19 protein-coding genes and 1 pseudogene are annotated in these 19780 nt (G+C 64.7%); 7 read left to right on the forward strand and 13 right to left on the reverse strand.

The genetic code is table 11. The annotated features are described in order from the left end of the window. Nucleotides 1-9: 9 nt before the first annotated feature. A complete protein-coding gene (locus ACQ4W4_RS21740; RefSeq protein ID WP_436543737.1) occupies nucleotides 10-417 on the forward strand; it encodes a hypothetical protein in 408 nt (135 codons plus the stop codon). Between the two features lies 1 nt (nucleotide 418). Here ACQ4W4_RS21740 and ACQ4W4_RS21745 read toward each other — a convergent pair whose 3' ends face one another. Together ACQ4W4_RS21745 and ACQ4W4_RS21750 are read right to left on the reverse strand one after the other, a co-directional pair. Continuing rightward, nucleotides 419-907, reverse strand: coding sequence for a tetratricopeptide repeat protein (locus ACQ4W4_RS21745; RefSeq protein WP_436543738.1), 489 nt, complete (start codon nucleotides 905-907; stop codon nucleotides 419-421). Then, complete coding sequence (locus ACQ4W4_RS21750; protein WP_436543739.1) at nucleotides 904-2937, reverse strand: bifunctional 2',3'-cyclic-nucleotide 2'-phosphodiesterase/3'-nucleotidase; 2034 nt, start codon at nucleotides 2935-2937, stop codon at nucleotides 904-906. Before ACQ4W4_RS21750 ends, ACQ4W4_RS21745 begins: the two co-directional genes overlap by 4 nt. 91 nt (nucleotides 2938-3028) lie before the next feature. On the opposite strand from ACQ4W4_RS21750, the gene ACQ4W4_RS21755 reads away from it, so the two are divergent. The 4 genes and pseudogenes from ACQ4W4_RS21755 (at nucleotide 3029) to lysS (ending at nucleotide 6496) form a co-directional block, all read left to right on the forward strand. Next, a complete protein-coding gene (locus tag ACQ4W4_RS21755; RefSeq protein ID WP_436543775.1) occupies nucleotides 3029-3223 on the forward strand; it encodes a hypothetical protein in 195 nt (64 codons plus the stop codon). Next, nucleotides 3140-4244, forward strand: a protein-coding gene (gene prfB, locus ACQ4W4_RS21760; protein ID WP_150130978.1) for a peptide chain release factor 2 whose coding sequence is annotated in 2 segments (ribosomal slippage) — nucleotides 3140-3220 and nucleotides 3222-4244 — 1104 coding nt in all. Because the reading frame shifts where the segments join, the coding sequence is not laid out codon by codon here. The genes ACQ4W4_RS21755 and prfB overlap by 84 nt, the downstream gene beginning before the upstream one ends. A gap of 2 nt (nucleotides 4245-4246) precedes the next feature. Then, nucleotides 4247-4801 (forward strand): annotated as a pseudogene (locus ACQ4W4_RS21765) (HAD family hydrolase); the annotation flags it as partial. 165 nt (nucleotides 4802-4966) lie between these two features. Further along, entirely contained in the window at nucleotides 4967-6496 is a 1530-nt protein-coding gene (gene lysS / locus ACQ4W4_RS21770; protein WP_436495976.1) for a lysine--tRNA ligase, read from the forward strand. A gap of 72 nt (nucleotides 6497-6568) precedes the next feature. Here the strand turns inward: lysS and ACQ4W4_RS21775 are convergent, their stop codons facing one another. The 11 genes from ACQ4W4_RS21775 to ppnN all read right to left on the reverse strand — a co-directional run bounded on the left by ACQ4W4_RS21775 (nucleotide 6569) and on the right by ppnN (nucleotide 17150). Then, the gene (locus ACQ4W4_RS21775; protein WP_436543740.1) at nucleotides 6569-7570 is read right to left on the reverse strand and encodes a Gfo/Idh/MocA family protein; all 1002 of its coding nucleotides are present in this window, start codon (nucleotides 7568-7570) and stop codon (nucleotides 6569-6571) included. Nucleotides 7571-7582: 12 nt separating this feature from the next. Next, nucleotides 7583-8599: a porin gene (locus tag ACQ4W4_RS21780; protein WP_436543741.1), complete on the reverse strand. Its 1017-nt coding sequence runs from the start codon at nucleotides 8597-8599 to the stop codon at nucleotides 7583-7585. A gap of 27 nt (nucleotides 8600-8626) precedes the next feature. After that, entirely contained in the window at nucleotides 8627-9586 is a 960-nt protein-coding gene (locus ACQ4W4_RS21785; protein WP_436543742.1) for a 2-hydroxyacid dehydrogenase, read from the reverse strand. A 20-nt stretch (nucleotides 9587-9606) separates the two neighbouring features. After that, complete coding sequence (locus ACQ4W4_RS21790; RefSeq protein WP_436543743.1) at nucleotides 9607-10593, reverse strand: sugar kinase; 987 nt, start codon at nucleotides 10591-10593, stop codon at nucleotides 9607-9609. Next, nucleotides 10590-11282 (reverse strand): sugar phosphate isomerase/epimerase family protein, encoded by a 693-nt coding sequence (locus ACQ4W4_RS21795; protein WP_436543744.1) that lies wholly within the window; start codon nucleotides 11280-11282, stop codon nucleotides 10590-10592. Before ACQ4W4_RS21795 ends, ACQ4W4_RS21790 begins: the two co-directional genes overlap by 4 nt. Before the next feature lie 50 nt (nucleotides 11283-11332). After that, nucleotides 11333-12067 carry an amino acid ABC transporter ATP-binding protein gene (locus ACQ4W4_RS21800; RefSeq protein WP_436543745.1) on the reverse strand — a complete coding sequence of 245 codons (735 nt, stop codon included), beginning with the start codon at nucleotides 12065-12067 and terminating at the stop codon, nucleotides 11333-11335. Continuing rightward, entirely contained in the window at nucleotides 12054-12704 is a 651-nt protein-coding gene (locus tag ACQ4W4_RS21805; RefSeq protein WP_436543746.1) for an amino acid ABC transporter permease, read from the reverse strand. The genes ACQ4W4_RS21800 and ACQ4W4_RS21805 overlap by 14 nt, the downstream gene beginning before the upstream one ends. 1 nt (nucleotide 12705) lies before the next feature. Further along, nucleotides 12706-13398, reverse strand: a complete 693-nt coding sequence (locus ACQ4W4_RS21810; RefSeq protein WP_070219950.1) for an amino acid ABC transporter permease — start codon at nucleotides 13396-13398, stop codon at nucleotides 12706-12708. 90 nt (nucleotides 13399-13488) lie between these two features. Further along, nucleotides 13489-14295: a transporter substrate-binding domain-containing protein gene (locus ACQ4W4_RS21815; RefSeq protein ID WP_326458332.1), complete on the reverse strand. Its 807-nt coding sequence runs from the start codon at nucleotides 14293-14295 to the stop codon at nucleotides 13489-13491. Between the two features lie 213 nt (nucleotides 14296-14508). Next, nucleotides 14509-15576, reverse strand: a complete 1068-nt coding sequence (locus ACQ4W4_RS21820; RefSeq protein WP_436543747.1) for a LacI family DNA-binding transcriptional regulator — start codon at nucleotides 15574-15576, stop codon at nucleotides 14509-14511. 203 nt (nucleotides 15577-15779) lie between these two features. After that, on the reverse strand, nucleotides 15780-17150 hold the full coding sequence (gene ppnN, locus ACQ4W4_RS21825; protein WP_436543748.1) for a nucleotide 5'-monophosphate nucleosidase PpnN: 1371 nt from the start codon (nucleotides 17148-17150) through the stop codon (nucleotides 15780-15782). A 367-nt stretch (nucleotides 17151-17517) separates the two neighbouring features. Here ppnN and ACQ4W4_RS21830 point away from each other — a divergent pair, with 367 nt between their 5' ends. Together ACQ4W4_RS21830 and ACQ4W4_RS21835 are read left to right on the forward strand one after the other, a co-directional pair. Then, on the forward strand, nucleotides 17518-18966 hold the full coding sequence (locus ACQ4W4_RS21830; RefSeq protein ID WP_436543773.1) for a peptide MFS transporter: 1449 nt from the start codon (nucleotides 17518-17520) through the stop codon (nucleotides 18964-18966). Nucleotides 18967-19096: 130 nt separating this feature from the next. Continuing rightward, entirely contained in the window at nucleotides 19097-19774 is a 678-nt protein-coding gene (locus ACQ4W4_RS21835) for a UPF0149 family protein (protein WP_436543749.1), read from the forward strand. Nucleotides 19775-19780: the final 6 nt, after the last annotated feature.

Genomic DNA, 19780 nt, shown 5'->3' on the forward strand with positions numbered 1-19780 from the left:
GAGTATCCCATGGCCCCACTGACCGAACTGACGAAAGACCAAAGCTACGCCATCGCCGACAGCCTGGCGCAGGCGTCGAGCCTGGTGCTGGAATTGCGCATCCGCGAACGCGAGGCGCTGGCGCCGGACGAGCGCGCGCTGCTGGAGCAATATGAAAACCACCTGGACCAGATGGTGGCCCTGTTTCGCGCGTATGGCATTTACCTGACGGCCGAAGGCGCCGAGCAGGCGCGCGCTGACATCGAGGGCGCCATCGCCAAGGGCAAGCAGCAGCTCAAGCGCATCGCCGATGTGAAGGCGGCCATTGGCACGGCGGCCAGGCTGGTCGACCTGGGCGCCGCCATTTTGTCGCGCGACCCGTTCGCCATCGGCGAGGCGGCGGCCAGCCTGCGGGCCAGGCCGAAGGCATCCGCGTAGATCACGGCTCGGCGGCGCGGTGCCCCATCGCATGCGTGGCCATCTTCAGGTAGAGGAAGGACTGCTCCTCGCTGTGCGCATAGCCCATCAGCCCTTCGGCCAGGGCCGCGGATTTCTGCTGCAGCGCTTCCGGGTACTCCAGGTCGCAGGCGGCGTCCAGCCAGAGACGCGCCCGGGCTTCGTCGGTATCGGCCAGCATGTTCGCCACGATGAACATGGCGGGCGCCACGCCGCGTTGCGCCGCCAGTTCCAGCCAGCGCAGCGCGGCGGCGCCGTCCTGCGGCCCGCCCATGCCGTTCTTGAACATCAAACCCAGGTAATACGCGGCCGCGCCGCTGCCCTGTCTCGCGTCCTGTTCGAACAGGACGCGCGCCTGCGGCTGGGTCGCGTCTCCCGCGCGCATCAGTACCTTGGCCCGTGCCGTGGCATCGGGCGCCGACGCCAAGGGTGCAGCCAGGACCGCGGCCAGCAGCAAGTTTGCCAGCATCATTTCGACAGGTCGAGCTGATACAGCGCAAAGCCCTTGCCCGCGCCGTCGTCCGCCTTCAACTGCGTGACGTTATCGATGCCGGCCGCCTTCGCCAGCTCGATCACGTTCGGCGCGGAATGGAAGACCACGGGCCCCTTGGTGGCGGCCTTGGCGAAGCGCCAGCTGCGCGCCGCGCCGTTTTTCGCGCGCGTCAGGTTTTTCTCTTGCGTGACGTAGGCAATCAAGAGTTCGCGGTTGTTGTCGGGCGAGGCCACCACCGTCTTGCTGCCGTCGAGGCCAGGGAAATTGCCGCCGCCGCTGGCGCGGTAGTTATTCGTCGCGATGAGGAATTCCTGCGTCGCGTCCACCGGCTTGCCCTTGTAGGTCAGCGCCTTGATGCGCCGGCCCGGCGGCTGCGTGACGTCGATCTGGTAGCGCACGTCGGCGCTGGTGATCGTATCGAAGTTGTAGCTCGGGTGGGCCGTGTTGACCAGTTCCTGCGCTTCCAGCTTGTTCGGATCGATGGTGTTGAAGCGCCGCGCCGACTGCTCCAGCCAGGCTTTCAGTTCCGCGCCCGTCATCTTCACGCCATATAGCGCGTTCGGATACAGATACAGGTCGGCCGCGTTGTTGAGCGCCACGTTGCCCGCCCTGACGTCCGTGTAGTCGGACACGCCGGCCGATCCGCTCTTGAACGGCGACGACATCGACAGCACGGGCAGGTGCGCGTACTGCGGCAGGTTCGCCTTCACATACGCGGCCAGGTAGGCCGATTGCGCCTGGTTCACCACCTCGATGGCGCTGACGTCGCCCACGTCGGCGAAATACGTCGACATGCGGAAGTCGGTGGCGCCGACCGGCGTCTGCACGTAGGCGATCGTCGCCGCGTGCTCCTCGGCCACCAGCCTGGCGATGGCCGCATCGGGCTGAACGTAACTCTTGTCCGCGTTCTGGATGCCGCGCGCCTCCACCGTGGTGGCGCTCTTGTCGACCACCCACCGCTTGCCGTCGTGGCGCAGAGAGAGGCCGATCACGCCCAGGTGCTTGCCCCACAAATTGGCCATCACGGTGGGCACGCCGTTCACCAATCCTTTGACCTTGTCGACGCCGGGCAGATTAAACTGCGGCACCGTGCTGGCGGCGTTCGGGAACAGCTGGTGCGAATGGCCGATCAGCATGGCGTCCACGCCCGGCACTTGCGACAGGTAGTAATTGCCGTTTTCCATGGTCGGCGAATACGGGCTGCTATCCAAGCCGCCGTGCGAGATCGCCACCACCAGCTCGGCGCCCTTGGCGCGCATCTCGGGAATGAATTTTTCCGCCGTCTCGCGCACGCCCTGCGTGTAGACGCGGCCTTCCAGCCAGCGCTTGTCCCACGCCATGATGGTGGGCGGCGCGAAGCTGATGATGCCCACCTTCACGGTGGCGGTGATGGCCTTGCCATCGGGGCCGGTGGCCGTGATCTGCTTGTCGATGATGTGGTACGGCGCAAACAGGGGCTTGCCCGTCTTGACGCTGTAGACGTTCGCCAGCACTTGCGGGAACGCCGGGCCGGCGCAGCGCGGCTTGCTGGCGTCGACGCTGTCGACGTCAAACTGGTTGCCCGTCACCTGGCTCAAAAACGCCAGGCCGTAGTTGAATTCGTGGTTGCCGATGCCGCCGCCGTCCACCTTCAGCAGATTCATGGCCTTGTAGATGGCCAGGGTCTGGTCGCAGGCCAGCGGTTTCACGAGGGCCTGGTAGTCGGCCAGCGCCGTGCCCTGGATGGTGTCGCCGTTGTCGAGCAAAAGGTTGTTCGGATACTGCGCGCGCGCCTGCGCGATCAGGGCCGCCGTGCGTTCCAGGCCGATCGAGGGCTCCGCCTGCAGCTTGTAGTAATCATAACTGAGTACATTCGCGTGCAAGTCCGTCGTCTCCAGCAGGGCCAGCGTGGCGCTGCTGCCGGCCGGCGCGGCCGATGGCGCCCGGGCAGGTCCCGTGGCGGCGGGCGGCAAGGCGCCGCAGCCGGCCAGCAGCAGCGGTAACAGGGCGAGACGGGGAAGTTGAAGCATGATGTATTCCTGTGGAAAGACAATATCGCCAGCATCATACGCAGCCCGGCAGCCATCTTCAAGGCAAAAATATTGTCGCAAATACAGCAAAATGACGATTTTATTGCCCCGTGCGGCATCGATTCGGCGCCGCCGGCATCAGAAACGCACCGCGCTCGCGTATAATTCAAGGTTTGATTTCACCATAGAAGACCAGAACATTATGGAAGCCGAACGCATCAATATCATCTCCGCCCTGCTCAACGACCTGACGGTCCGCGAAGCCGAACTTCGGAGGTATCTTTGACTTCACTGTCAAGTCGGAGAAACTAGAGCAAGTCAACGAAGAGCTGGAAGATCCGACCGTCTGGAACGATCCCAAGCGCGCCCAGGACCTCGGTAAAGAGAAAAAGGCGCTGGAAGCGATCGTCTTCACCCTGGCCAAGGCCGATGCCGACCTGCGCGATACCCGCGACCTGTTCGACATGGCCCGCGAAGAAGGCGACGACGAGACGCTCGAAGCGATCGAGCAGGACGTGCAGGAAATCCGCAAGGTCATCGAAAGCATGGAATTCCGCCGGATGTTCAACAATCCGATGGACCCGAACAACTGCTTCATCGACATCCAGGCCGGCGCCGGCGGCACGGAAGCCCAGGACTGGGCCTCGATGCTGCTGCGCCAGTACCTGCGCTATTGCGAACGCAAGGGCTTCAAGGTCGAAATCCTCGAGCAGTCCGACGGCGAGGTGGCCGGCATCAAGACGGCCACTTTGAAGGTCGAGGGCGATCACGCCTACGGCTTCCTGCGCACGGAAACGGGCGTGCACCGCCTGGTGCGCAAGTCGCCGTTCGACTCGGCCAACGGCCGCCACACCTCGTTTACGTCGCTGTTCGTGTATCCGGAAGTCGACGATTCGATCGAGATCGACGTCAACCCGGCCGATATCCGCGTCGATACCTACCGCGCGTCGGGCGCCGGCGGTCAGCACATCAACAAGACCGACTCCGCCGTCCGCATGACCCATGCGCCGACCGGCATCGTGGTGCAGTGCCAGAACGACCGTTCGCAGCACCGCAACCGCGCCGAAGCGATGGAAATGCTGAAAGCGAAACTGTACGAGCATGAACTGCGCAAGCGCATGAGCGAACAGCAAAAGCTGGAAGACTCGAAGACGGACGTGGGCTGGGGGCACCAGATCCGCTCCTACGTGCTGGACCAGTCCCGCATCAAGGACTTGCGCACCGGTTTCGAGACGGGCAATACCAAGGGCGTGCTCGATGGCGACATCGACGAGTTCATCTCCGCCTCGCTCAAGCAAGGCGTGTAAGGATGAATGCATCCGCTCCGGCGCCGACGCAGCGCGCCTTCCTGTTCGACATGGATGGCACGATCGTCGACAACATGGCCTTCCACACCACATCGTGGCTGGCGTTCTTTGAACGCCACGGCCATGCGCTGGACGCGGACGCCTTTTTCCGCGACACGGCAGGACGGCAAGGACACGAAATCATCGCCAAGTACCTGGGCGAGGATGCCGACCACGTTGCCCTGCTGGCTGAAAAGGAAGTCGTCTACCGCGAACTGTACGGCCCGCACCTGGCCACGGTGCCTGGCTTCGACCGGCTGATCGCCAGCGCGAGCCAGGCTGGCGTCGGGCTGGTGGTGGGCACGGCCGCGCCGAACGAGAACATCGCGTTCACGCTCGACGGCCTGGACCTGCGCCACCGCTTCGACGCCATCGTCGGCGCGGCCGACGTGGAACGGGGCAAGCCGCACCCCGACGTGTTCCTGAAAGGCGCGCAGCTGGCCGGCGCGCTGCCGGAGAACTGCATCGTCTTCGAAGACGCGCCCCTGGGCGTGGAAGCGGCGCGCCGTGCCGGCATGCGCGTCGTGGTACTCACCACCACCCTGCCGGCCGAGGCGTTTGCCGCATTCGACAACGTCATCGCCATCGTGCCGGATTTCTCCGCGCTCGACGTCGACGCACTGTTTGCCAGCGTGGCGCCTGCGCTGGCGCCACATCATCAATCATCACCAACGAAGAACACCATGACTACGGATATCCAAGAACAAGCCGCCGCCCCCGATGAAAACAAGATCATCGCCGAGCGCCGCGTCAAGCTGGCCGCACTGCGCGAACAAGGCGTCGCCTTCCCGAACGATTTCCGCCCCGAGCACAAGGCGGCCGATCTGCACGCGCAATACGGCGGCAAGACGCGCGAAGAGCTGGAAGCCGAACCTGTCACCGTGGTGCTGGCAGGCCGCATGATGCTCAAGCGCGAAGCGGGCAAGAAAGCGGCTTTCGCCACCCTGCAGGACGCTTCCGGCCCGAAGGCCGACGGCCGCATCCAGATCTACGCCACGCTTGATCTCACCGGCGAAGCGGCCATGGCCGCCCTGCACCACTATGACCTGGGCGATATCCTTGGCGTGACGGGCACGCTGTTCAAGACCAAGACGGACGAGCTGACCATCAAGGTCACGCAACTGCGCCTGATCACCAAGTCGCTGCGCCCGCTGCCGGACAAATTCCACGGCCTGGCCGACCAGGAAACGAAGTACCGCCAGCGCTACGTCGACCTGATCATGAACGAAGAGACGCGCCGCACCTTCAAGGCGCGCACCGCCGCCATCTCGTCGATCCGCCGCTTCATGGAAAAGAACGAGTTCATGGAAGTGGAAACGCCGATGCTGCACACGATCCCGGGCGGCGCGGCGGCCAAGCCGTTCATCACGCACCACAATGCGCTCGACATGCAGATGTTCCTGCGCATCGCGCCCGAGCTGTACCTGAAGCGCCTGGTCGTCGGCGGCTTCGACCGCGTGTTCGAGATCAACCGCAACTTCCGCAACGAAGGCGTGTCGATCCGTCACAACCCGGAATTCACGATGATGGAATTCTATGCGGCCTACACCGACTACAAATGGCTGATGGATTTCACGGAAGCCGTCATCCGCCAGGCCGCCATCGACGCGCACGGCACCGCCACCCTGACCTACGGCGGCCGTGAACTCGATTTGGCAAAACCGTTCCACCGCCTGACCATCGTCGAAGCGATCAACAAGTACGCGCCGGGCTACACGCCGGAGCAGTTGAACGATGCGGACTTCATCAAGGAAGAGCTGAAGAAATTCGGCGTCAAGCCGTTCGCCACGGCCGGCCTGGGCGCGCTGCAACTGGCGCTGTTCGAAGAGACGGCTGAAGCGCAGCTGTGGGAACCGACCTACATCATCGACTATCCGGTCGAAGTGTCGCCGCTGGCGCGCGCTTCCGACACGGTGGCCGGCATCACCGAACGCTTCGAGCTGTTCATGGTGGGCCGCGAAATCGCCAACGGCTTCTCCGAGTTGAACGATGCGGAAGACCAGTCGGCACGCTTCCTGGCGCAAGTGGCCGCCAAGGACGCCGGCGATGAAGAGGCGATGTTCTACGACGCCGACTACATCCGCGCGCTGGAATACGGCATGCCGCCAGCCGGCGGCTGCGGCATCGGCATCGACCGCCTGATGATGATCATCACGGATTCGCCGAACATCCGCGACGTCCTGCTGTTCCCGCACCTGCGCCGCGAAGAATAATCACGGACGCCAGCCGATAAAAAGCCGCCTGATTTTGCGATCAGGCGGCTTTTTTACGTCTGCCGCAGGCCGTCAGCCGGCCAGGGTCACGCGCTGGTGGCTGCGGCTCGCCTGCTGCGCCGCCAGCGCCGTGGCCAGCGCGCGCATGCCGTCGTCGCCCGTGGCTGCCGGCTGCCCTTCGCCGCGCATGGCGCGCTGGAAGGCGCGCACCGAGCGCACGTACAGGTTTTCATGCTCGACGGGGATATCGACACTGCCGCCGTCGCGCGTCAAACTGATGGTGCCGACGGGACGCTGCGTCATCACGCCGGTGGCGAAGATGGTGCCCTTGCTGCCGATGATTTCCACGCCGGACAGCGAATACGGCGCGTTGAACGCGTCGTGCACCTGCACCAAAGTGCCGTTGTCGAACTCGATGACGGCCATCAGGCCCTCTTCCAGCCCGGCCACCGTCATGCCGCCGCTGGTGGCGCAGGCGGTGACGTGGCGCGGCTCCGCGTCGAGCAGGAAGCGCAGGGTGTCGACGTCATGCACGAACATGTCGAGCGTGACGCCGCCCGACTCCGGCGCGTCCAGGCGCCAGCCGCGCAAGTGCTGCGGCAGGTTGTTCGCGTGCAGCACGCGGCCATACAGGGGCTGGCCGATCTCGCCGGCGCGTATCAGCTCGCGCACCTTGCCGTGGCTGGCGGCGTTGCGCAGGTGGTGGTTAATCCCCAGCACCACGCCCGCTTCGGCGCAACCGTCCACCATGCGGCGCGCGTCGTCCAGGTTCAGCGCCAGCGGCTTCTCGCACAGAACGTGCTTGCCGGCGCGCGCCGCCTGCAAGGTCTGCGCCATGTGCCATTCGTTGGTGGTGCTGATGTACACGGCGTCCGCGCCAGGATGCGCCAGCGCCGCATCGAGGTCCGTGTAGCTGGCGGCGATGCCGAACTGCTCGGCAAAGGCGGCGCCGCGCGCGGCGTCCCGGCTGACCACGGCCAGCACCTCGGCGTCGCCCTGCTGGCGGATCGCGTCGACCATCCATTCGCGCGCCACGGTGCTGGCGCCGACCAAAATCCATCCGGTTTTCTTCATTCGATTCTCCCGTTAAAAAGTGTGGCGCAGGCCCAGGTTCCAGGCCTGGTTGCCGGTGCCGTTGTCGGTGGCGTTGCCCACCAGGTAGGCGGCGCCGTTGCGGTTGTCGATATGCGCGTAGGCCGCGTACAAGGTGCTGCGTTTCGACAGCGCGTAGGTATAGCCGATGCCGATCTGGGTAGCGTCGCCGTTGGCGGCGCGCCGGTCGTCGCGCCGCACGTACGAGAACAGGACGCGGTGCGGCCCTACCGGCACGGTGGCGCCCAGCATCAGGTCCGCGCTGTCGACCGTGGCGGCGGCGCCCGCCGTGCTCTTGCTGACGGCCACGGCGCCATGCGCCTTGACCACGCCGAAGTCCCAGGTGGCGCCCAGTACCGTGTTGCGCGCCCTGCCCGTCACCAGCGCGCTTGACAGGGTGTTGGCGTCCTGGTGCGCCATGCGCAGATACAGCGGCCCGCTGGCATAGGTGGCCGCCGCGCCCGCGTAGCGCCTGGCCGACGCATCGCCCGGCACTTCGCCGAAGCCATACGCCAGTTCGCCGGAAAGCCCGCCGCGCACGGGCGAGCTGTAGGTGATGCTGTTGTCGACCCGGCTGATGTAGCCGGCCGTGAAGACGTTGCTCATCCTGCCCGCAAAACCCAGGTAAAACGGGTCCAGCACGCCCAGGCTGCTGTCGATGAAGGTGTACTGGCGGCCCAGCCGCAGGGTGCCCGCCGCGCCGGCGAGGCCGACGAAAGCCTGGCGCCCGAACAGCAGGCCGCCCTGGGCCGAAGCGCCCGTGTCGGCCAGGATGCCCGCGTCCATCGTAAAGATCGCCGTCATGCCGCCGCCCAGGTCTTCGCTGCCCTTGAAACCGAGGCGTGAGCCGTTGGCGATGCCGCTCGTCAGCTTGAGCACCCTGCCGCCGGCGCCGCCATTCTCGGACACCACGCCCAAATCCATGATCCCGTACATGGCCACGTTCGACTGCGCCGCGCACAAGCCGCTGCCGGCGCAAATGATCATTGCCCCTACTACCTTCTTCTTCATCTCTTTCCCTGTGTGTGGATACTGCATTTAACTCACCAGGTGGCGCGGACGCTCGCCGCGCAAACCCGTCAGCAGGTTGTCCACGGCCTGCTGCGCCATGGCGTAGCGCGTTTCATGCGTGGCCGAGCCGATGTGCGGCAGCGCCACCACATTGGCCATGCGCGGCAGCGGATTGTCCGGCGCCAGCGGTTCGCGCTCGAACACGTCGAGACCGGCGCCGTGGATGGTGCCCTGCTGCAGGGCCTCGATCAGCGCCGCCTCGTCGACGATGCGCCCGCGCGAGCCGTTGATGAAGATGGCGCCGGGGCGCATCAGCGCGAATTCGCGCCGGCCCATCATGCGTTCCGTCTGCGCCGTCAGCGGCAGTACCACGCAGACGAAGTCCGACCCGGCCAGCAAGTCGTCGAGCGCCACCTGGCGCGCGCCCAGAGCCGCCTCCACCTCGGGCACCGCTTCACCGTTCACGTACAGCACCTGCATGCCGAAACCGAGGGCGGCGCGGCGGGCTACGGCGCGGCCGATGCGGCCCATGCCCAGCATGCCGATGGTCTTGCCATGCACGTTGACGCCGTACTGGCTCTCGCCCACGCTGCGCGTCCAGCGTCCCGCCTTGACGAATTCGGCCAGTTCGACGACCCGCCGCGCGCTGGCCAGGATCAGCGCGAAGATCGTGTCGGCCGTCGTTTCCGTCAGCACGTCCGGCGTATTGGCCAGCAAAATGCCCCGTTCGCGCAGGTAATCGACGTCGAACTGGTCGACGCCCACCGAAATGGTGGAAATGATGCGCAGGTCGACGGCCGGGTCCAGCAGTTCGCGGTCCAGGCGCACGCTGGCGCCCAGCAAGCCATGCGCGCCGCGGATGGCGGCGGCGAAGGCGGCGCGGTTGCCCGCGTCGATCGCCTCGAAATACGTCACCTCGCATTCGGCGCGCAGGCGCGCCAGCAGCGGTTCGGCCAGTTTTTTATATACAACCACATGTTTTTTCACGATTATTTTCCCTGTTCGGTTCAAGATGGGACCAGCGCGTCGAGCTGGGCGCGGGTCGGCAAGCCTTCCATGTCGCCGGCTACCTGGATGGCGAAGGCGCCGACCCGGTTGCCGCGACGGACAGCCTGCGCCAGCGGCAAGCCTTCCAGCAAGGCGCTGACGAGACCAGCCGCGAAGCCGTCGCCGGCGCCCACCGTGTCGACCACATTGGTCACGCGCTCGCCCGGCACCATGCCGCTGTCGCCGTCGGCCGTACGGTAATAGGCGCCCTCGGCGCCCAGCTTGATGACCACCAGGCGCGCGCCCTGCTGCAGATAAAAGCCGGCGACATCGTGCGGCAGGTCGTGGCCGGTAAGGATTTTTCCCTCCCCCAGGCCGGGCAGCACCCAGTCGGCCCTGGAGGCGAGGCGGTTGATCTGTTCGACCATGACGGCTTGCGACGGCCACAGCGAGGGCCGCAGGTTCGGGTCGAACGACACGCTCCGGCCGTTGGCACGCATGAAGTCGAGCGCCTGGCCGGCGAACGCCAGGCTGGTCCCGGACAGCGCCGCGGCCACGCCCGTGGCGTGCAAATGGCGCGCGGACAGGAAATACGCGGGGTCGAAGTGCTCGGGCGCCAGCCGGCTGGCGGCGGAACCCTTGCGAAAGTATTCGACCAGCGGATCGGCGCCGTTCTCGGCCTTCTCCTTGAGCAGGAAGCCGCTGGACTGGCCGGCGACGGCGACGACCCGGCTGCAATCGACGCCCTCGGCTTGCACGCTGGCGCGGATGAAGCGGCCAAAGGAATCATCGCCAACGCGGCTCAGCCAGCCGACCTTCAAGCCCAGGCGCGCCAGGCCGATGGCGACGTTGGTTTCGGCGCCGGCCAGGCGGCGTGTGAAATGCGCCACGGCCGCCAGGTCGCCCGTCTGCTCGGCAACGAACATCGCCATCGCTTCGCCGTAGGTGACGACGTCGAGGGCGTGCGCCCCTTGAATTTCTTTTTGGCGCAGTTCTTGTTCCATCATGCGGCCTCCAGCATCTGAATGTAGCGGCCCGTTTCGGCCACCAGGTCGGCGCCTTCGAGCGGAAATTCGATGGCCCGCTGCACGCCCGGCGCAAAGTGCGCGAAGACGGCGCGCCAGGCCGGGTCGGCCGCGGAGACGGCGCAGGCGGACAGCCGGCCCCCGTCATCCTGAACAGCCTTGCAATGCACATAGCGCACGTACGGCGCCAGCAGGCGCGCCGCCTGCTGCGCATCCTCGCCCACCCAGCGCCAGTTGCCGATGTCGAAGGTCAGCCCCACGGGTAGCCCGGCCTCGCCTGCCGCCGCCAGGAAGCGCGCCATGGCCGCCAGCTTGCCGCCATGGGCCGTCTGGTCGTTTTCCACCAGCAGCGCCACGGGCGCGTCCGCCAGCCGGGCTTTCAAGGCTGGCAAGTCCGGCGCGGCCGGGTAATGACCGAGCGACACCTTCAGGTAGCGCGCGCCCAGGCACACCGCCTCGTCCAGCATCTGCTGCAGCAGCGCGTGCTGCAGCAATCCGTCCGCGCCCCACAATTCGATGGGTGTGGAATACACGCAGTACAGGCCGCGCGCGGCCACCGCCGCGCCCATGCGCGCCAGGTCCGGCCAGTCGGAGGTGAACAGTTCGCGGCGGATCTCGATGCCGGCGCCGCCCGCATCGGCCACCACGTCGATGAAATGGCTTTGGCCCAACTGCCTTACCCTGCTCGCGCCATAAGCCGACGCTGCTACCAGGACGGGGCTCACTTGATCGCTCCCGCGCCGACGAACTGGCGCGCTTCAGGCGTTTGCGGATTGCTGAAAAACGCTTCCGACGGCCCGCTTTCCCACACCAATCCCTGGTGCATGAAGACGGTGACGTCGGCCATGCGCCGCGCGAACTCCATCTCGTGCGTCACCAGCAGCATCGTCATGCCCGCCTGCGCCAGCTCCTCCATCACCTTCAGCACTTCCTGCGTCAGCTCCGGGTCGAGCGCCGACGTCACTTCGTCGAACAGCATCACTTGCGGCTCCATCGCCAGCGAACGGGCGATCGCCACGCGCTGCTGCTGGCCGCCCGACAGCTGCTCGGGATAGGCCTCGCGCTTGTGGTCCAGGCCCACCTGCTTGAGCACGCGCAGCGCCGTGGCGCGGCCCTGGGCATCTGGCACCTTCTTGACGATGCGCGGCGCCAGCATGACGTTTTCTTCCACGGTCAGGTGGGGGAACAGGTTGTAGCTCTGGAAGACCATGCCGACATCCTTGCGCAGGTCGAGCAGATGCTCCTGGCGCGCCGTCAGCGTATGGCCGGCCACGACGATGCTGCCGCTGTCGATGGTTTCCAGGCCGTTGATACAGCGCAGCATGGTGCTCTTGCCGGAGCCGCTGCGGCCGATGACGGCGATCACCTGGCCCCGCTCGACGGCGAAAGACACGCCCTTGAGCACGTGATTGGCGCCGAAGCTCTTGCTGATATTCTCGATTTCAACGATGGGCATGGAATTTCCTTTCCAGTGAATGGCTGTAGCGCGACAGCGGATAGCACATCGCGAAGTAGATCAGGGCGACGACGGGGAAGACGATGAAAGGCAGGAAGGTCGCGTTGCTGACCAGTTGCCCTGCCCGCGTCAGTTCCACCACGCCGATGATCGAGGTGATCGAGGTGTTCTTGATGATCTGCACCATGAAGCCCACCGTCGGCGGCAGCGAATGGCGCAGCGCCTGCGGCAGAATGACGTAGCGCAGCTGCTGGTAGCGGTTCAGCGCCAGCGCGGCCGACGCTTCCCACTGCTGCCGCTGCACGCCTTCGATGCAGCCGCGCCAGATCTCGCCCAGGTAGGCGCTGGCAAAGATCGTCATCGCCGCGCCGGCCGCGATGATCGGCGACAGCTTGTAGCCGAACAGCGCCAGCCCGTAATACGTCAGGAATAGCACGATCAGCACGGGCGTGCCCTGGACCAGCTGGATGTACAGGGCGCTGAGACAACGCAGGAACGGGCTGCGCGCCGTGCGCAGCAGCGCCACCGCGAAGCCGGCGATGCCGCCCGTGATGAAGACGATCAGCGACAGGCCGATGGTCCAGCGCGTGGCCTCGAGCAGGAATTGCAGGTTATCCCAGGAAAAGTCACTGATCATGTCAAGCTCCCATGCGCGCCGCGCCCAGACGGCGGCGGCGTTTGAAGACGATCTGGCCCAGCACCCAGAAGCCGAAGCGGAACAGCAGGGCCAGCACGATGTACAGCACCATCACGACGATGTAGATCTCGAAGCTGCGGAAGGTTTCCGCGTCGAGCAGGTGGGCGGCGGCGGTCAGCTCTTCGGCGGAAATCGCCGACACGACGCTCGAAGCGAGCATCATCAAGGTGAACTGGCTGGCCAGCGCCGGATAGACTTTTTCCAGCGCCGGCAGCAGCACCACGTGACGCATCACCTGCCAGCGCGTCATGCCCAGCGCCTGCGCCGCCTCGAGCTGCGACGGATGCACGGCGCCGATGCCGGCGCGCACGATCTCCGCCGCATAGGCGCCCAGGTTGACCGTCATGGCGACGAGCGCCGCGCCGTTGGCGTCGAGCTGCAGGCCCAGCGACGGCAAGCCGAAGTAAATGATGAACAGCTGCACCAGGAACGGCGTGCTGCGGATGATCTCGACATACGCGCGCACCACGGCGCGGGCATAGGCGGGACCGTTCTTCAGGATGACGGCGGCGCACACGCCCACCGCCAGTCCCAGCACCATCGCCATGGCGCTCAGGCGTATCGTCAGCGCCGCGCCCCACAGCAGGCGGTCCAGCGATTGCATGACGAGTTCGAAATGAAATTCATACGGCATACTCAACTCCTTGTCTGCGTGCGCGTCCCCGGCCGCGCCACCATGGCGGCGCGCCGTGCGGACGGGCACTTTCCTATGCGGCTTGCGGTATCAGAAAGTCGGCAGCGCTGGCAGCGGCGCGCCGCTCCACTTGCGCGCAATGGCGTCGAGTTCGCCGTTCAGCTTGACGTAGTAGATGAAGTTGTTGAGCCACTGGTGCAGCTCGAAGTCGCCGCGGCGCACCGCCATCGAGTTCGGCTGCAGCGAGTAGGTGAAGCGGACCTCGATCTTGCCCGCGCCGCGCGTCTTGATGATGTCGAGCGCCATCGTGCTGGGAATCGAGACGGCGTCGACCTGCTTGCTGAGCAAGGCCTGGGTGACGGTGGCGTCATCCTCGAAACGCACGATATTGGTGCCGGCCGGCGCCAGGCGGCTCAAGGCCGTATCGTTGGTGGTGCCGCGCGTCACGCCCACTTTCTTGCCCTTCAACTCGGCCAGGGCCTTGAATTTGCCGCCGACCGGCGCGACGATGGCCAGTTCGAACGCGCTGTAAGGCATGGTGAACATCAGGGTCTTGGCCCGTTCCGGCGTCGGCGCCAGGGTCGCCACGAGGAAATCGACCTTGCCCGACTCCAGCGACGGCACGCGCGACGGCGCCGTCAACGGGACTATTTCCACGGGCAGGTTCATATATTTGCCGATCAGGTTGGCGACGTCGACGTCATAGCCGACGGGCGCGCCCTTGGCGTCGATGCTGCCGAACGGCGGCGTGCCGCTGACCACGCCGATGGTCAGCTTGCCTTTCTTGATCAAGTCGCCAAGCGTCTGGGCGCCGGCATCGGCCGCCGCACTCAGGGCAAACGTTGCTGCGAGCGCGCAAGCCACGATCTTCGAATACAACAGTGTAGTCATCTTCATGCTTCAGTCTCCTGTGATCCCGGTACCGGCCTCGTCGAGGCGCTTCCGGGAATATTGTCAAATGGACGATTCAGATCGCCTCTTGCCGTGTCATATCAACTTCATGCCCAACATTGCCTTGCCTGACTATCCACGCCCCTTTCCAGCGTAAAAACAGTTCATGAAACCGGTTCCATAACTATCTCAAAAAAAAGGGCAAGGCCCTCTTTCCCGTCAACCGCCGCCCTTGCGTACTTCGCTACCCTGGGTGGAATTGCGCACAATCAACTTACCCGGCAACAACACCTCGCGCGGCGGGCATTGATCTCCCTGCAGGCGCGACAGCATGCACGCCATCGCCGAAAAACCGATCTCATAGGTCTGCTGCTCGATCGTGCTCAGGCCCGCCAGCGGCGACCACGGCAACTCGTCAAAGCCCAGCAAGCCCACGTCCTGCGGCATGCGCAAGGCCAGGCGCTGCAGCATCAGCGCCAGCTCCAGCGCCACCATGCCGTTCGAGGCCAGCAGCGCCACGCGGCGGCCGCGCCACTGCGCCAGGCATTGCCGCACCTGCGCGTCGATGGAAGGCCGGTCGTCCAGGTCCACCGCCAGCACCTCACCCACGCAGTCCGGATGCTCGGCCATCACGGCCTGGAAACCGTCGGCGCGCATCAGCCGCGAGCTGACGCCCGTCAATGGCGGCGCGACGAAGGCGATGGCGTCGAAACCCTGCTCGATCAGATGCGCGGTGGCCAGCCGGCCCGCCTGCACATTGTCCAGGCCCACGAGGTCGAAATCGGCGCCCTCGATGCGGCGGTCGACCAGCACGATGGGCATGTCCGCCTGCTGCAAGTCGGACGACTGAATATTGCGCCCCTGCGTGTTGACGATCAGCCCTTCCACGCTGTACGAGCGCAGCGCGGCCAGCGACTGCCGTTCGCGCTGTTCGTCATTGCCGGTATTGCACAAAATCAAGGTATAGCCATGCTGCTGGCAAGCCGCCTCCACGCCTTGCAGCACGGCCACCGTGTAGGGATTGAGCATGTCGGCCACGACCATGCCGATCAGGCGCGTGCGCCCCCGCTTGAGACCGCGCGCCATCTGGTTCGGCTGGTAGCCGAGACGCGCGATGGTGCTGGCGATCTGCTGGCGGATGTTTTCCGACAGGGCATCGAGTTCGCCGCCGAGAAAGCGCGACACGCTCGTTTTCGACACGCCCGCCTCGCGCGCCACCTGGGCGATGGTCACGGGCCGTGCCGGCTCGCCGGAGACTGTTTTTTTATTGCCGCGTACTGAATCCAAGCTTGCTCTCCACTACTAATTGATACTCATGTTTTTATTTTGGAACCGGTTCCAAAGATAGCACCCGCGAATCGATGACGCAAGCGATTTGATTGCTTGTGGCGGCGAAGGAACACGGTGGGAGCATGAATGGGAACGCGGATGAAAAAACGCCGCCCGCCCCCGGCAGATGCGGGGGACGGGCGGCGCTGCTTGAAGGACGGTTATTGGATCACGGTATAGCAAGGCACGTAGGCCGTGCCCGCCAGCTTCATGCGGTGCTGCGCCACGAACGAGGCCAGCAGCGCATCCATGGGGCCGGCGATGGATTTGTCGCCGTGGATCTCGAAGTTGCCGTGTTCTTCGATCGAGCGGATGCCGTCATCCTTGACGTTGCCCGCCACCACGCCGGAAAACGCGCGGCGCAGCTGGGCCGCCAGCAAGTGCGTGGGCTGGTTCTTGTGCAGGCTCAGGTTGCGCATGTTTTCATGCGTGGGCTGGAACGGCTTCTGGAACTCGTGGTCGATTCTCAAGAGCCAGTTGAAGTAATACGCGTCGCTGTGCGCCTTGCGGAATTCGCGCACCTGGCGTATGCCTTCGAGCATTTCGCGCGCCACCAGTTCCGGGTCGTCGATGATGATCTTGTAGCGCTGCTGCGCTTCCGGGCCCAGCGTATCGCTGATGAACTGATTGATCTGCACGAAATACTCGCGCGACGTTTCCGGACCCGTGAAGATCAGCGGGAACGGGATCTCGGCATTGTCCGGGTGCAGCAGGATGCCGAGGATGTACAGAATCTCTTCGGCCGTGCCCGCGCCGCCGGGGAAGACGACGATGCCGTGGCCGGCGCGCACGAACGCTTCCAGGCGCTTTTCGATGTCCGGCATGATGACCAGGTCATTGACGATGGGATTCGGCGACTCGGCCGCGATGATGCCCGGCTCCGTGATGCCCAGATACCGTCCATTGTGCAGGCGCTGCTTGGCGTGGCCGATGGTGGCGCCCTTCATGGGGCCCTTCATGGCGCCGGGGCCGCAACCGGTGCAGATATCGAGGCCGCGCAAGCCCAGCTGGTAGCCCACTTCCTTCGAATAATTGTATTCGGCGCGGTTGATCGAGTGGCCGCCCCAGCACACGACCAGGTTCGGGTTGAGCTGGGTTTGCAGCACATTGGCGTTGCGCAGGATGTGGAAGACGGCGTCCGTCACGCCTTCCGTGCTCTGCAAATCGAATTTCGGGTTGCCCGTCACTTCATCGCTGACGAAGATGATGTCGCGCAGCACGGCAAACAAATGCTCGTGGATGCCCTTGATCATCTTGCCATCGACAAAGGCGATGGCCGGCGCGCCCTTGATGTCGAGCTTGATGCCGCGCTCGCGCTGGATGATGGAGATTTCAAACGACTGGTAGCGCTCCAGCAGGGCGCGGCCATCGTCGATGGTGCTGCCGCAATTCAAGACCGCCAGCGCGCAGCGGCGGAAAGTGTTGTACAGGCCGCCCTGGCTGGTGTCGAGCAGTTTGTTGACTTCAGTCTTGGAGAGCACGTCCAGGCGGCCTTCCGGTGAAACCAGAGTATCGATAACGTCGTGTTCCATAATGCGAAAAATCCTTTAAAAATCGATGCTCGAAGGTCTTGCAGCCTTAATATACGACAACTCAGGCAAGTTGTGCTGGGCCGCCGCAAAATCGCCGGGGCCGCCCTTGCCTGCAAACCGGTTTGACTAATATGAAACAGTCATTCTTGCTAATGCGAATCGAAATCTTCGCTCAGCGCAATTTGTAGATTAGAATGCCAGCCTATTGGAAATCCCGTGCGTGAGGTTCTTCATGAGAGTCCCCGCCGCCCGCAGGCTTCCATAAGTTCGTTGTATCGATTGACTATAATAATTTTTCAGGAGGAACCGCATGAGCGGTGCGACTACGCCCAACAAGGAAGCCGTTATTCCCGAGTTCAAGCAGATTATGGGCCATCCGAGCCCATTATGGATGTTGTTCATGACTGAATTCTGGGAACGCTTCGCGTTCTACGGAGTTCGCTGGGCGCTGGTACTGTACATCGTTGCCCAGTTCCACGGCGGCGACGGTTCGGGACAGGCAGCGGCCAACCTTACCTACGGTTCCTTCCTCGCGCTGGTGTACGCCGGCGCCCTGTTCGGCGGCTACATCGCCGACCGGGTCATCGGTTACCAACGCTCGATCTTGCTGGGCGCCATCTTCATGGCCGCCGGCCTGTTCTGCATCTCGGTACCGAACCAGGACATCTTCAACCTGGGCCTGGCCACCATGATCGTCGGTAACGGCATGTTCAAGCCGAACATCTCGACCATGGTCGGCAAGCTGTACACGACCGCCGATCCGCGCCGCGACAGCGGTTTCACGATCTTCTACATGGGCATCAACATGGGCGCCATGGTTGCCCCTGTCTTCACCCAGTGGCTGGCCGAGTCGATCTTCGGCACCAGCGCCATGCCTTCGTACAAGATGGTCTTCATGGCCTCCGGTTTCGGCATGCTGATCAGCCTGGTATGGTTCTTCATCGGCCGCCGCGCCCTGAAGGGCATCGGCGCACCGGAAGCCGGTTCCGGCAGCCCGATGCGCGTCGTCTGGGTGGCCGTCGGCTCGCTGTGCGTGATCCCGCTGATGTACTTCCTGCTGACCGTCGGCGCTGAAAAGCTGCAAATCGTCCTGACCGTGCTGTTCGTCGGCCTGGCCGTGATGCTGATGATCGAAGGCATCCGCAACGGCAAAATCGCGCGCGACCGCGTCATCGCCATGCTGCTGATCTTCGTCTTCAACATCCTGTTCTGGATGTTCTTCGAACAGGCTGGCAGCTCGTTTACCTTCCTGGCCGACAAGATCGTCAACCGCGACCTGGGCTTCTGGATCTTCCCGACCGCCTACTTCCAGACCGTCAATTCGGTCGCCATCATCGTCTTCGCGCCGATCATCGCCGCCGTCTGGGTCTTCCTGGCGCGCCACAACGTCAATCCATCGATCCCGCGCAAGTTCGGCCTGGGCTTGCTGGGCAATGCGCTGGCCTTCGGCCTGCTGATCTTCGCGCTGTCGAGCCTGGTTGGCGCCGACAACAAGATCCCGTTCTGGACTCTGACCACCGTGTACGTGCTGCAATCGATCGGCGAGCTGTGCCTGTCGCCTATCGGCCTGTCGATGGTCACCAAGCTGGCGCCGGTGCGCCTGGTGGGCCTGGGCATGGGCGGCTGGTTCCTGTCGACAGGTATCGGCAACAACCTGTCGGGCATCTTCGCCAGCCACGTCAGCGGCGAAAGCGGCATGTCGGTGCAGTCGGCCCTGTCCGGCTACACCTTCGGCTTCTGGTCCCTGCTGGGTGCCGGCGTCGTGCTGTTCCTGATCGCACCGCTGATCAACAAACTGATGCACGGCGTGAAGTAAGCGTCTTGCGGTAGATCAGAACGGCGGCCTGCGGGCCGCCGTTTTTCATTCCGGCAGCCGTTTCCCCCTTGCCGGACGGTACAATACGGCCAGGGCCAGCGGCCATCCACCCACATTACAGAAAAATCCCATGTCCAGTATCTCCACCACCACGCCCCTCTCCGACGACGAATACGCCGAACTCGACACCCTGCTGGCCGCGCCCGCCCTGGCCGGCCGCGCCATGGACGTGTCGATGCTGGAAGGTTTTCTCACGGCCGTCGCCCTGAGCCCGAAACAGATCGCGGCAGAGCAATGGCTGCCCTGGGTGTGGGACAAGGCGGCCGGCAGCGCCTTGCCGGCACAGGACGAGGCCAGCGAACGGGCCGCCAGCCTGGCGCAACGCCACCACGCCTACATGGTCGAATGGCTGGCGAAGGACCCGGACAGTTTCGAGCCCATCTATGTGTGCGGCCCCGAATGGAGCGTGCCCGCCTGGTGCGCCGGTTTTGTCCTTGGCACCAGCCTGGACAAGCCCCAGTGGGCGGCCCTGGCCGTCAGCCACCCGCAATACCTTGCGCCGTTCCAGCACCTGGCCACGGCCAGCGAACTCGATGACGATGCGGCCGAAACGGCCATGGATGGCGTGATTCCTTCCGTGATCGCCATCAATGCGGCCTGGGCGCGCCAGCGCCACCTGAAACAAAGCCAGCCCGGCGCCACCGTACTGCGCGAGCTGCCGAAGACGGGCCGCAACGACCCATGCCACTGCGGCAGCGGCAAGAAGTACAAGAAATGCTGTGCCGATGCCGATAGCGCGGCGAACTAAGGCAGC

It is taken from the genome of Janthinobacterium glycogeni (genome assembly GCF_051380725.1).
Taxonomy (GTDB): Bacteria; Pseudomonadota; Gammaproteobacteria; order Burkholderiales; family Burkholderiaceae_D; genus Janthinobacterium.